Annotated in this window: 7 protein-coding genes; all 7 read right to left on the bottom strand. The window is 35.2% G+C overall.

Annotated elements, in window-relative coordinates; genetic code table 11:
• Positions 1 to 278: 278 nt before the first annotated feature.
• Positions 279 to 1,472, bottom strand: coding sequence for a hypothetical protein (locus ACZ0AH_RS11050; protein ID WP_463475861.1), 1,194 nt, complete (start codon positions 1,470 to 1,472; stop codon positions 279 to 281).
• Positions 1,473 to 1,931: 459 nt separating this feature from the next.
• The gene (locus ACZ0AH_RS11045; RefSeq protein WP_463475860.1) at positions 1,932 to 5,228 is read right to left on the bottom strand and encodes a VCBS repeat-containing protein; all 3,297 of its coding nucleotides are present in this window, start codon (positions 5,226 to 5,228) and stop codon (positions 1,932 to 1,934) included.
• Positions 5,229 to 5,256: 28 nt separating this feature from the next.
• Positions 5,257 to 7,467, bottom strand: a complete 2,211-nt coding sequence (locus tag ACZ0AH_RS11040; RefSeq protein ID WP_463475859.1) for a CRTAC1 family protein — start codon at positions 7,465 to 7,467, stop codon at positions 5,257 to 5,259.
• A 51-nt stretch (positions 7,468 to 7,518) separates the two neighbouring features.
• Positions 7,519 to 9,009 carry a vanadium-dependent haloperoxidase gene (locus ACZ0AH_RS11035; protein WP_463475858.1) on the bottom strand — a complete coding sequence of 497 codons (1,491 nt, stop codon included), beginning with the start codon at positions 9,007 to 9,009 and terminating at the stop codon, positions 7,519 to 7,521.
• A gap of 161 nt (positions 9,010 to 9,170) precedes the next feature.
• The gene (locus tag ACZ0AH_RS11030) at positions 9,171 to 9,713 is read right to left on the bottom strand and encodes a hypothetical protein (RefSeq protein ID WP_463475857.1); all 543 of its coding nucleotides are present in this window, start codon (positions 9,711 to 9,713) and stop codon (positions 9,171 to 9,173) included.
• A 236-nt stretch (positions 9,714 to 9,949) separates the two neighbouring features.
• Positions 9,950 to 11,428 (bottom strand): RagB/SusD family nutrient uptake outer membrane protein, encoded by a 1,479-nt coding sequence (locus ACZ0AH_RS11025; RefSeq protein WP_463475856.1) that lies wholly within the window; start codon positions 11,426 to 11,428, stop codon positions 9,950 to 9,952.
• A gap of 10 nt (positions 11,429 to 11,438) precedes the next feature.
• Complete coding sequence (locus ACZ0AH_RS11020; protein ID WP_463475855.1) at positions 11,439 to 14,447, bottom strand: SusC/RagA family TonB-linked outer membrane protein; 3,009 nt, start codon at positions 14,445 to 14,447, stop codon at positions 11,439 to 11,441.
• Positions 14,448 to 14,454 lie beyond the last annotated feature (7 nt).

The raw sequence follows: 14,454 nt of genomic DNA, 5'->3' as shown, positions 1-14,454 counted from the left end.
GCTATACAAAAAATACATGTTTTCTTTTTTACATCCTTTTTAAATAAAAATCTATATTCTATATAAGGAAAATAAAATAAGAGATTAAAAATCTGCTCAATCTGCCAAATCTGCTTGAAAATTTAAACATATAGAAACATAGAAACTGTGCGCTTAAAAAAGGTGTTTCACTTAAAATAAATAGCACAGCTATTATGAAAATTAGCGTTTCAAAGATTTTTAATTTTTAATTCTCAATTTTTAATTTAAAAAAAATCTATGCTTCTATGTTTTTGAAATTAAGGCATTGTCAGTTTCATTTTTTTGCCTAAACTAAATCGGTACGAATATCCTAAATTGATCGAATAATCGGCAAAAGCGGCATCGCCCTGCACGTGGACATATTTGGACGGATCTGTAATAGTAGAATTTTGCAGATTCTGACTGGCAATATCAGCAGCGCTCTGAATACGGTTTTTTACGATATTGTAAGGAATGAATAAACTGAAATTATGTTTCCCAATATGGTACGCAAAACCATATTCTATTGCAATCACATATCCGGGACGACGATAAGCAACTTGTCCTCCAAAAGCATCGTAAGCAGGAATTCCTTCAATTCTTCCGGCAAGCGAAACGGTGAAATTTTCTTTTTTATCTACGGCTGCAGACAAACCCGCTCTTGCAAAATACTGGTCCGGACACGCATAAATTTCATAGCCTTCCAAACCTTCTTTTGGGGGAGATTTAAAAGTGCCGTTTGATTCTTTTGGATTGAATAAATAATATCCGTTTGCAAATCCGTAAAGACGTCCGGTCAATTGTCTGAATACTTGTAATTCTGCAGCGATACCAATTCCGCCATCGCCGGGCTGAATCGCCTGATCCATTACTACGCTTTTAGTTGTTCCGTCAGCTTGAGGTGCGTCATCCATTTTAGAATGGCTTCCTGTATTTAATTTCAATCCCAATCCCAGCATTAAATTGCCTTTATGAGCCGTTTTTGGATCAAAAAACCAATAATTCACGCTGACTCTGGCATCTGCAAAACCTTGTGCATAAACGCTGTATCTAAGCGTATCTTTTACTGGCGTTGTTTGTCTTAACACCTGAGAACGTTCGTTGTGAACATAAGGCAATGTGGCATTAATCTGGATTCTGTTGGTGATTCCGTACGAAAAATTAAAATCCAGTGCATGCGAATAAATATTTACGGCATTACCCTGATCTACGCCATTGGCATCGTGTCCGCCTCCTGTGGTTTGACGTTCTAATTGTTCTTCTTTTCCAACAAAATGCCTCCAGGAATGAAAATAACGGTAGTTTGTACCGACCTGAAATTCGCCTTTGCCTAAATTATAAGAACTGGCAGAATTCATATAAAGTCCGCCCATTTGACGAACAGCGACACAACCCTGAGCGCTGCTTTTTTGTGTATGAAAAGCAATAAAAAGGAATGCTATAAATACAGTATATGATGATATTTTTTTCATAATTTTTGTTTAATGAAATAATGGTTTGACCATTTAATTCAAATTATCAGACGCAAGGTTTAAACACAATATTTTCATTTCGACGCAAGGAGAAATCTCTATAAGTAACCCCGCAATGTGAATTCAATTTTTGTTAAGCTTCTTGCGTTTCTTCGACTCCGCTCAGAATGACAAATCCGCCTCTAAATGTAAATGATGGATTAAAATCAATCCCTAGAATATAGTCCGTCTCAAAAACTCTTTATAAAATTCCGTAGGAATGATCTATTTTGCAGCAAGGGATTTTAATCCCTTGAGACCCAAAGTAACCCCAATATTGTCATTTCGACGCAAGGAGAAATCGCACTCGAACTCCGGTACTTAAAATCCACAATCTTTGTCGAATTACTTGTGCGATTTCTCCTCTGTCGAAATGCCAAAATCTTTGCGATTTTACTCTTTGCCAGAGATTAACTTCAATTAATTAATCCTTACACTTTGTAAAAACGAATTGTTCTTGGTAACCAAGAGATAATTTTTCCCTTTTACATTAATTTTTTCCATGTTTTTAACATCGCCGGGAGTAAAAAATCCGCTGTCAACTGCTGAAATTGATTTGAATTTTCCTTTGCCGTCGCCTTTTAAAAATAATCCGTGACCGGCATCGTTTCGGGGAGTTTCTACTTCGGAGTTGTACATGTTTCCGGTTATTAAAACATCAAGTTTGCCGTCTTTATCATAATCATCTACCATGATTTGATTGATGCAGGTAAGCTGTGCTTCAACAGGAAGTTCATGAATGATGAATTTTCCATTTTTATTCTCTAAATAAATACTGGCAAATGATTTTACTTTATAATGCAAGGCTTCTTTAAGTGATTTTTCTGTGTAAACATCAACCAAAGTAGCTTCTGAAAAACTTTCGTAATCTTTGAATTTTTTCTTGATATTTGGAATTTGCTGAGACGAACAGCCACGGCCACGAACCGGATATTGCTTGCCATCATTGTAATAACTTAGCACAATATCTTTGTGTTTATTATTGTCAAAATCTTTTACATATATATCAAAGGTTTCGTTTGGAGTAGCTTTGTATTTGTAATTCAAACCATTGTTTCCAACAATATAATCCATGTCGCCATCATGGTCAAAATCACCTTGCTGAATGCTCCACCACCAACCGGTTGTATCATCATTAAGTCCCATGTTTTTGGTAACTTCTTTAAATCCAGCTGTAGTATTTTGAAAAATACGGATTGGCATCCATTCGCCCACGACAATAATATCAGCTAATTTATCATTATTAATATCGGTAATTACTGCGCTTGTTGCCATACCTAAATTGGTAAATTCTTTAGGGGATTTTTTAGAAACTTCAAATTTTGGCTGCGTTGTTGTACTTATATTGTGCAGTAAATAAGTTGTTGCCGGCGATGGATATTGTCCCGGAACCTGTCTTCCTAATACCAGAAGATCTTGTTTTCCGTCTTTATCAAAATCAATAGGATATACTTTTGAGCCACTCGTTAACATCGTTGGTAAAACTCCTTTTGGGGCTTTTGTAAATTCACCTTTTCCGTTATTGAGGTATAATCTGTCTTGTAATTTTGGGTCATTTACCAAAAATTCATAACCTCCGCTTACGACATACAAGTCATTATCGCCGTCATTATCAGCATCAAAAATTAATGCTCCTGTATCTTCGCTGGCTTTATCATCTTCGAGTGCCTGGATATTTTTTTCTGCAAAACCATTTTTTGTCTGCATAAATATTTTTCCGGAATAGGTGGCAGAACCTCCAATAAAATAATCATCCAAACCATCTTTATTTAAATCTCCTACCGCAATTGCAGGACCAAAAGTCGACATTTTATGAGGTAATAAAACCTGATCTTTAAAGTCATCGTATTTATTTTCTTCGTGTTTATAAACCGGAAAAACCGCGTTTTCAGTAGCAAACAAATGGGTTTTAGGAGTTGTTTTTACTGCAGTTTCTTCTTTGGCATCCTGCTCTTTGAAGCTTAAAGTCTGGTTTACTTTTACATTCGATAATTTTTGCACTTTTCCGTTTGTCCAGACTACTTTTACCTCATCGATGGTTTTGTTTTTACCCACACCAAAATGCAATTCAGGAGCCACTGATGACTGAAATCCTCTTGTTAAAGTAAGCTCTTGCATTTGGGTTCCTTGTTTTGTTTTTATATAAACACGATTGCCTAAACCAAAAGTATTTTTTGTATTTCCTTTAAAATTTACTTTGATGTAATTATTGAGTTTAGAACTTGAATTCTCAAAAACAGAAGCATAATCGTCGATATTATTTACGACTAAATCTAAATCGCCATCATTATCTAAATCGACATAAGCTACTCCATTTGAAAACCCTTTAAATTCAATTCCCCATTTTTTATTGGCTTGTTCAAAATCTAAATTTCCTTTGTTCTGATACATGAAATTGTCAATTTTCTCCGAAGGAATTTCCTGTGATTTCTTCAACAAATCTTTTGGCTGAAGGTTGAGCGTTTCTAAACTGTGAAAGAAATCATTGTTGTTAATTTCTCTTCGGGTTCCATTTGTTATAAACAAATCTTTGTTTCCATCATTATCAAAATCAGCAAATAAAGGTCCCCAACTCCAATCTGTAGATGAAGTTCCGGTAATTCGGGATACATTGCCAAAATGCGGAATCCCGTTTTCATTTACTCCTGTGTTTAACTGCATGCAATTGTGCATGTATTGATAATTGAAACCGGCATCGACTACATCCCAAAATAATTTTGGATTCATACTGGACATGTTTGCTTTTTTACGGCGATTGTCTTTGGCATCCATATCAACCTGAAAAACATCTAAATTTCCGTCGTTGTTAAAATCAGAAATATCAACACCCATTCCGTAAAAAGAATTATGTGCCATTGCTTCTTTTACGACTTCTTTAAAAGTACCATCCTGATTGTTGATGTACATAAAATCAGGTGAATTGAAATCGTTAGAAACATAAATATCCGGCCAAGTGTCGTTGTTTAAATCCCCAATTGTGGCACTCAACGATAAACCGTAGTTTTTTACACCGGCTTGTTCGGTAACATTCGTAAAATGATTGCCATCATTTCGATACAAATGTCCGGATTCGTTGTCTTTGACATGGTGCATCATTTGGACATAATCTCCCGTTGCAGAATTGAATCTTGTGGGCGGATAATTGGCTACAAATAAATCTAAATCGCCATCTTTATCATAATCAAAAAAAGTTCCCTGAACGCTGTTTCCTATATCATCAATGCCATATTCTTTAGCTTTTTCCGTAAAAGTTCCGTTATGATTGTTGATATATAATTCATTGTTTTTAGGTCCAAATTTTCCTCCTACGCTGCAATATATATCCAAAAAACCATCACCGTTTACATCGGCCATTGTAACTCCGGTGTACCAACGGGAATCTCCTGTAACACCGGCTTTTTTTGTAATATCTTCAAATTTTAGATTTCCTTTATTTAAATATAATTTATTGGAAACCTGATTTCCTGTAAAGAAAATATCAACAAGTCCATCATTGTTAATGTCGCCTGTTGCAACTCCTCCACCCAAATAAATATAATTATAGGTGAAGTAATTAAGAGAATCATTCTCTTTCAGATTATTGCTGAAATCAATTCCTGTGTCAGAGCGGTCCAAAGTCGTAAAAATCTTCTCATCTGATTCTTTGGTAGAACAGCTAACAAGCAATAACGAGCTCAAAAGGCTAAAATAAACTGCTTTTATTTTTATATTTTTCATATGTATGATGCTAAATAAATTTAATTTTTCAAATACAAATAGGAGATTTTGCTCCGGCGGTTGAAAAAAATGTTTTTTTAATATTTATTTTCGAAAAGTCATTTTTTCCTTCAATTATTTTAAGGAACTGATTGGGCTGTATGTTTTTAAACACCTGTTTCTTTTGGCTTTTAGGCCAAATTATTTCGATTTGGTCAATTATTTTTGCTTGTCCAATTCCGATTTCCATTCTTAAAGCCGACGCTCCAAAGCTGCCGCCTGAGTTTAATATCCTGTACACCGATCTTGAAACGCCATTTTCTTTAAAGGAAACTTTTACTTTTGTTCCAATAGCCGAGCGATTGCTTTCTGTTCCTTCTAATTGCAGTTTTATCCAGTGATTGTTGTTTTGGCCCGGATTCAGGTATAAAGAATTGCTAAAAGAATCTCCAAAATAAGCGCCGCCAACTTCTATAAAAATATCGTTGTCTCCATCATTATCGAGATCGTTAATAGCGACACCATGGCCTTTTTGCAAATTTCCTACTCTGCCGGAAACTGTAACATCAGCAAATTTTCCGTTGCCTGTATTTTTAAATAATTTATTAGGTGCTAATGATTTATAATCGGGATTTCCAGTTCCGAGGTACATATCCAAAAAACCATCATTATCAATATCTCCAAAATTAGAACCCATTGCAAATACGGTTTTATTTAATCCTGCGGCTTTCGAAACATCTGAGAAAGTTCCGTCATGATTGTTATGGTACAAATACATTTTGCTGCTTTGATTTGGAATATTCATGGCTTCCATTGCAATTTCGCCCGCTACAGAACCATTAAATTGATAACCACAAACAAAAATATCCTGCCAGCCATCGTTATCATAATCCCAAAACCAGGTCGGGAAAGTCATTACATTAATGCCTGCCAAACCTGACTGGTCTGTAACATCTGTAAATTGCGGAATGCCATTTTTGAGCCCTGTATTTTTTAATAATGTTTTTCTTTTGTTCATTCCGGAGAGAAACAAATCGATGTCGCCATCATTATCATAATCAGCTGCGGTTACGCCTTTTATATAAGCAACAACATCACATTTTGCAGCATGAGCAACATTTGTAAATGTCCCGTCCTGATTGTTCAGATACAATTCTGAAGGATACGATTCATTATCAGATGATTCGTTACCAATAAATAAATCCAGATAACCGTCATTATTAAAATCATTCCACGTTCCTGCCTGCGTAGGAAATTCAGAATATAATCCGCTTTTAATGGTTACGTCCGTAAAAGTGCCGTCGCCATTGTTACGCAATAATGAGTTGGGCTGTCTGCCGTATTTACGCATCCAGGCACCTCTTAAAACAAAAATATCGATATCGCCATCATTGTCATAATCAGCCTGAATCATATTTAATCCTCCTTTGAAAAAGCCAAGTCCTGAAACTTTAGAATAGTCGAGATATTTTCCTTTTTTATCGTTTTGATAATAGTGCATCACGCCTTCCAGACTCCAGTCAGAAGTTACAATATCCAGATAGTTATCATTATTGAAATCATCCACAATTACGCCTCCGGACATATTTCTGCCCATTATGCCTACGTTTGCCGCAACATCCAAAAAAGGTTTTATATTGTATCCCGAAGTATCTTTGTTTAAATTAGGAATAAGCCATTGTTTTGGAACCTCTAGCGGATATTCACCAAGCGTCATATAGGCGATATTAAGCAGCCATCTCGATTCATAATCAACAGGATTTATATCTAATAATTTCTTATAAATTTCAATTGCTTTTTGAGAACCTTGTCGGATCGTGTGAATCCCGTTTTTTTGTATGGGCATAATACACGATTCCGGGTTGTGATAATTGACGCAATTTTGTTTCTCGCCCAGTCTCATATAAGCAATTGCCAAAGATTTAAGCGCTTGCGGATCATCTTTTCCATCTATTTTTTTCTTTCTGTTGATGGCACTTTCTAAAATAGCTACAGACTCTGCTTCTTTTCCGAGTTTTAAAAATGCGTTTCCTTTATTTACTTCATTAAATAATTTAAAAAAACCTTCATCAGAACCTTTAATTATAGAGTCGTAATAGGCTATTTCTGCGTTTGTTGCAAATGCATTGTCTTTTACATTATACATCTTATTTCTGGCTTCCAAAATGGCAATCATTTTGTCATTTGGATTCGAAAAATAATCGCAGGACTGCATTAAAATAAATACTATAAATAGGAATATTAACTGTTTTATTTTCATCTTAAAGCATTTTTAGATTAAGGCTCGTCGCTTTGAAATTATGGCACTTATTCAATTTTCTGCTACAGTATCAGAAGTTTTATTTCCGATATGAAGATTGTAAAATTTCCATTCCTGATGGGCTACGTTTCTTCCCAATTTTAAACCTTCAACATTGTCAGACTGAATATGATAACCTCCCATTACCCTTGAGATTCCGGCCATATTTGCTGTTTCGGTCAAAGTATCAAATTTCAGGACTACCTTTTTTCCTAAATTATCAGGTTCGGTCATAGCGCCGCATACCAGTTCTGCAGATTGACCAAACTCGTCGCTGCCTGTCCATAATCGTAAAGCTTCGGCACAACCGCCGCTTATTGTACTGTGACCTGAAACATAACTTGGAAATGGCGGACATAAAAATGTATCTGGAGAAAAGGGTCTCCAATCCTGTCCCTGCATGGTGATCATTCCTTTGCCCGGACCGCCCCAGCCTGTAATGGTTTTATCGCCATAATAGTAATGTACCAAGGCATTTGGTCTGGATGAATCATAAAACATTTTGGTATCCCAGCAGGCAATAAAACAGTCCATTGCTGTTATCTGATTTAAAAAATACATTTTAACATCCTGATCTAAGGTATGATTGTCTCTTCTGGAAATATCCTGAGCAAATTTTAACCAGTGACCGGCTTGCTGAACAGATTTTGGTCCGTCTCTCATAAACTCAACCAATGCTTTGTTTTCATCTGTTAAATTTGCTTGTAATGCGATTACCTCATCCACTTCTTGTTTGAGTTTTTCTGAACCAAATAATGGCGGTGGTCCAGATCGAAATTGATCGCCGGATTTTAATCCTACTGGTTTTACTTTGTTCCAAAACGGAGTTAAACAGGCAGGCGCAAATTTTCCGCCTTTTCCATCAGAAAAATATTTAGGCTGCCAGTGGTTAATATCATTTAGTTTATCTACTGTATTTACGGGTACATATTTGGTATAATCAAAAAAAGCTTTTCCGTTAGAGCCTTCTTCTTCGGCGTATTGGTTTGAACCGTCTCCTCTTCTGGCGGCAATTACGGCTTTGGCGGCCAAATTACCAATTCCTTCAGGAGTTTTTGGGTCTAATGACGTATTTGTGGGGTCATATCCCAGTTCTTTCATAAAAGAAGCAAATAACGCTTTGTCGCTATAATAATACTCACAAAGCGCTCCGTAAGCCGCATAACTTATGGCAATTTCTTTGTTTTTTAAATTTTGTTCTTTATGTGGTCTTCTTTTAATATCTTTTAGATATACGGGAATTGCTTTTTCATCGTAGCGGCTCCACGCATCAAAAACTGCTACAAAAGTTAAACCTAAAAAACGGGATGTTACAGTGGGTCTTGGCCTAAAACGATCTGTATCATTTGCTGTTGCCTGAACGGCCATTTCTCCCCATTTATAGGCAATATTATTTTTTCCGATTGGTTCTGTTTGATTTTTGTTCTCTTTAACCTGTGCAAACATATTTGTGCTTAAAGCAGTAAATAATACTACTTTAAACAAAAGTTTATAAATTTTCATTTTGGTTGGTTTATATGGTTTTTGAATAGTTTATTTTCAATTGAGATAATTGAATGTTGTTAAATTGTAAATAGGAAAATTTAATCCTTAATAAAAACTAAAGATTATATCTGACTATGATTATGCAATCAAGTCTTATTTATATTTAACATGACAGGAAACTAAACCATATCAGGAGGAGGATCATTTGTGGTGAAATATCCGGAAAGAAGATCTCTTTTGGGATCGTATGAAGTATATAAGGTAACTGGAAAAGCAAATTTAGTTGTGATTACTAAATATGCTGTATCATTTGAAATGTAATCCTGAATAAAGGATTTCATTAATTTTTTGCTTGGATTTTCTTTATTTGAACCTGTATCAAATAACTGATTATCGACGATTTTTTTTAATTCTTTACTTAAAACCTGATTGTTCGAATTTTTTAAGCAATATAATTTTAAAACGTTATTTACGATTCTTTTCTTAAATACGTGATAGGTTTTATTGTTGATGGCAAAATCTTCGTTGGCATCTTCAAAACCAGAATCTACAACATAGGCATAAGGGGTAATTTTAACTTCAATTACTTCAAAATCTGAATTGTCAGTTTTCTCCATAGCATTCACCCACACTTGCTCTTTTTGTTCAGCAAACATGATATAAAATCCTAAAACATTGTAAAACATTGTTACAATTAGAAAAAGTGAAGCAATTCTTTTCATATTGAATAAAATTGAGCCTGCCTTAAAAATTATTTAAATATTGAAAATCTAACGCCTTTAGAATAGTATCTTGTTTTACAAGATTTGTAAAGACTTTGTGTTCACAGAAAGATTGAAGTATATTATAACATACTTCATAAAACATATAGTATTGATAAACAGCGCATATTAAAATGCGCTGTTTGTCAAAATACTAACTTAACTAACTCAAACTAACAAACTTCAATCACTTTTGCCTAGTATCCAGGATTGTTATCACTAGGTTTTATATTAGGATTTGAAGATGTTTCTCTATTCGGTATTGGCCATAACTCACTTTTACCAGCTGTGAAACCAGTTCCTGCCAGTTCAGTACCGGCAATACCCCATCTTATAATATCATCAAAACGAACTTGTTCTCCTGCTAATTCTACTTTACGTTCGTGAACAATTGCTGCGAAAACTGCATCTTTTGTTGGAGCAATTGCAGTTGTTAAACCTGCACGGTCCCTAACTTCTTTGATGTAGGCAATAGCCGCTGCTTGTGAACCGCCTGTTCTTTGATTTTCGCATTCTGCTTTCATAAGCAATACATCAGAATAACGCATAACTTTGAAATTGATACTTGAATCCAGATTTTCATCAGTACGTTTGTAATAGTTTTGATATTTTTTCCAGCCTGCTCTGCGAAGACCTGCAGATGACGAAAAATTAGCGGCTGTCATTGTATTTGCCCCGTTATTGTATTTTGAACCCGGAACATAAAAAGTATCTCCAAAACGTTTGTCGCCTGGCTCGTATTCGTCTAATATATCATCTGACGGATACACATTATACCAGCCCAAATTACCATATTCCTGTCCTCTAAGAGTAGATTCGGCAACACCTTCTCCAGAAGTATCACTACCCCATTTGTCTGCTACTCCTAAATTTTCATCGTATTCTATTTCAAAAATTGATTCCGGACCATGTTCAGTTTCGTCCATGAAATTGTTATAGAAATTAGATTCTAAACTGAATCCGGTAACATTATTAAAGGCTACTAAGGCTTCATCGTATTTTTTTTGATACAATAATGCTTTTCCTAAATACGCATAAGCAGCTTCTTTGGTAGCTCTTCCTTTTTGCTCTACATTTTTGCTTAATAGATTTTTAGAAGCAAAATCAAAATCTTCTACAATTAGTTTATAAACATCTTCTTTAGGACTTCTTGGCGCACCAGTAGTAGTCATTGAAGTGTAAATTGGCAAATCACCAAAACGCGGCACTAAAAGAAAATAATAGTAGGCTCTTAAAAAATGAGCTTCTCCTAAAAATTTATTTTTTCTTTCCTGACTTAAATTTGTTAATGCATTGATTTTATCTGCATTATCTATTACGAAATTAGCTTTTGCTATTCCTAAATAACAGGCTTCCCAATAAAACTGAATAATATCACTGCTGGCATCAAAAGAAAAATTTAGAAAAGGTACTTTATTCCCTTCCAATTGTGGGTTTCCTTTATTTTCCTGAGCCATATTATCTAATGCAAAGAAAATATGTCTTGCATAAAGTCCTCTTGTCTGCAAGTTTGCATAAGCTGCATTTACACTTGATTGTACCTGAACTTCATTTTTAAAATAAGTCTCAGGCGACAATTCATTTGGGTTAGTTAATTCTAAATCACTATCGTTACAAGAATTTATTGCAAAAATCCCTAACAATACTACAACTATATATTTTAATTTTCTCATCATTTTTTATGTATTAAAATGTAACTTCAAGTCCAAAAATTATTGATTTTGGCTGTGGATATCTTCCGATATCAATTCCAGCAGAATTTGCATTTGTGTCTACACGTGCAATTTCAGGATCTAAACCAGAATATTTGGTAATCGTGACAAGATTTTGACCACTTACATAGAATCGTAAGCGTGAAAAGTATTTGGCAAATGAATCTTCTGAAAAAGTATAACCAATAGTAACATTTTTCAATCTGGTATAAGAACCGTCTTCAACATATCGCTGACTGGCATTTCCATAGTTTTGACTCGCGCCCTGAGCTCTTGGCAATGTTGCCGAAGGGTTGGTAACAACTCCATTTACAACAATTGATCGGTCTAAAACAGCTGTACTTGCATTAAACAAACGCGGCATAGCTTCTAAATCGAATTTATTTGCATTAAAAACTTTATTTCCTGAAACTCCTGTTATAAAAGCGGTAAAATCGAATTTTTTATATGCTGCCGTAAGGTTTAAACCATATGTAAAATCAGGATATGGATTTCCGATATTTGTTTTATCTTCTGAGTTGATTACTTTATCTCCATTTCGGTCAACAAATCTAATATCACCAGGTCCAAATGTTGTCTGACCCGGAGCCAGAACAGCATCTACTTCTGCCTGATTTTGATAAATTCCATTCGTTTCATATCCCCAAAAGTAGAATAATGGCTGACCTACTTCTAATCTTGAAAAGCTTTCTAAACCGGCTCTTCCTGAAGGTCCGCCTAATACACTTGTAAGACCCGGCGCTAAACCTGTTACTTCGTTTTTGCTTGTACCTAAATTAGCGGTTGCAGACCAGGTAAAATCACCTTTTCTGTCATTGTAGCCTAATGATAATTCAAATCCGCTTACCTTCATATCGGCAACGTTTTGAAATTGAGTTCCACCCGGTACACCTACAGAAGCAGCAAGAGGCACTCTAAAAAGGATATCGCTGCTTATGTTGTTAAAATATTCGATAGAACCTGTGAATTTTTCATCAAATAATCCAAAATCCAAACCTATGTTTCTGTCTTTTTTAGATTCCCATTTTAAATTTGGATTAGCAGCACCTCCTGGAGTAACACCAATTTCTGGTTCGCCGTCAATTGGGTATATATAATTTGATGACAAAGTTGGGCTGTATTGGTAATTGTCTAATGCATCATTACCCGTTGTTCCTATACTTGCTCTAAGTTTTAATGTGCTAAAAACAGATTCTGCCATAAAACTTTCTTTTGCAATATTCCATCCTAAAGCAACAGAGTAGTAATTACCATAACGGAAATTAGATCCAAAACGAGAACCTCCGTCTCTACGGCCTGAAACAGCAAATAAATATTTATCGGCATAATCATAATTGATACGGGCGATATACCCTAAATTATTCGTCTCTGAACTAGTAGAAGACAAATTTGAAAGGTTATTGCTTAACTGATCTACTTCGTCTGTAATGCTGTTTCGGCTTCCTGCTATTATATTTTGAAATTTATTTTCAATTTTAGTAATAACGCCTAATACTTCAATATTATGTTTGTCCGCAATAGTTGTTTTATAAGATAAACTATTATCAAAAACGATGCTTTGACCCACAGAATTCGTTTCTGCAATTGAAGCAAATTGCTGTACGTGAGCACCACCATCAGCATAACTCGGAATAAATGTATGATCTTTTGTTGTGTAATAATCTAAGGAAACCTGTGATCTGAATTTTAAGCCTTTATAAAGTTGTAATTCGGCATAAATATTTCCTATCAAAGATAATCCTTTAACTTTCTGATATCCCAAACTTGCTACACGCACAGGGTTTTCAGCATCCTGTCCGTCTAAACCAGCAGTTGGTCCCTGATATCCACCATTATTATCTGCATTGTAAACCGGTAAGTAAGGTGCCATTTTAATAGCATGTTCTAATAATGTTCTTCCTCCTGAAGCACGCTCCGGATTAGTAGTACTAAAAGATACACCAATATTACTGCCTACACTTAACTTACCAATAGTTTGTGTATTATTAGCTCTAAAAGAGTAACGCTCAAAACCGGTATTAATAAGTGCGCCTTCTTGTTTTAAATATCCTGCAGAATAACGGCTTGTAGAATTTTCTGTACCGTTTGAGAAACTCAAATTATAATCCTGCATTAAACCATCCTGAAAAATCTGGTCTTGCCAATTGGTATTTATATTACCAAATTGAGCAGCTCTTGATGTTAAATCACTTCCAAGGTCTTTTGCATACTGAAGATATTGTTGTGTATTTAAAACATCAAATCTTTTTGTAACTGTTTGATAACCTGCATAAGTACTAAAGCTTAATTGGCCCGGGCCTTTTCTCCCTTTTTTTGTAGTTACCATAATTACCCCGTTAAAAGCTCTTGAACCGTATAAAGCCGTTGTCGATGCATCTTTTAAAACCGACATGGATTCAATATCACTAGGGTTTAGTCCTGATAAGTTTCCTACCAAAACTCCATCAACGACATATAAAGGATTACTATTGTTCATTGTTGCCAAACCACGAATACTAACCACAGGGTTTGAACCCGGCGCACCGTTTACTACAGTAACCCCTGCCGCTCTGCCTTGTAAAGCTGACTCTGCGTTAGTAATTGGCACTGCCGTAATGTCCTTAGAACTTACTGTAGAAATTGCACCGGTTACTTTAGTTCTCTTTTGAGTACCGTAAGCGACAACAACTTCATTTAAGGCTTGTGCCGATTCTGCTAACTTAACATCGATTGTAGTACGTTCACCAACAGAAATTGTTTGTGAAGTTAAGCCAACATAAGAATATATTATTTTGTCTGAAGAATTTACTCCTTTTAAAGAATATTTACCATCAAAATCTGTCGAGGCACTATTTTTTGAACCTTGTACAATAACAGTGGCACCTGGCAAAGGAATTCCTGAGGGATCGGTAACCACACCCTGTATGGTCTTTGATTGTGCCATCACATTCTGATAGCTTATCATTAGCAATGCGATTATTGCAAATTTTAATTTTAACATCATATTACTT

Source organism: Flavobacterium sp. AC105, assembly GCF_979258495.1.
The sequence above is the reverse complement of the archived record's forward strand: the minus strand, read 5'-3'. Positions and strand labels throughout refer to the sequence as shown.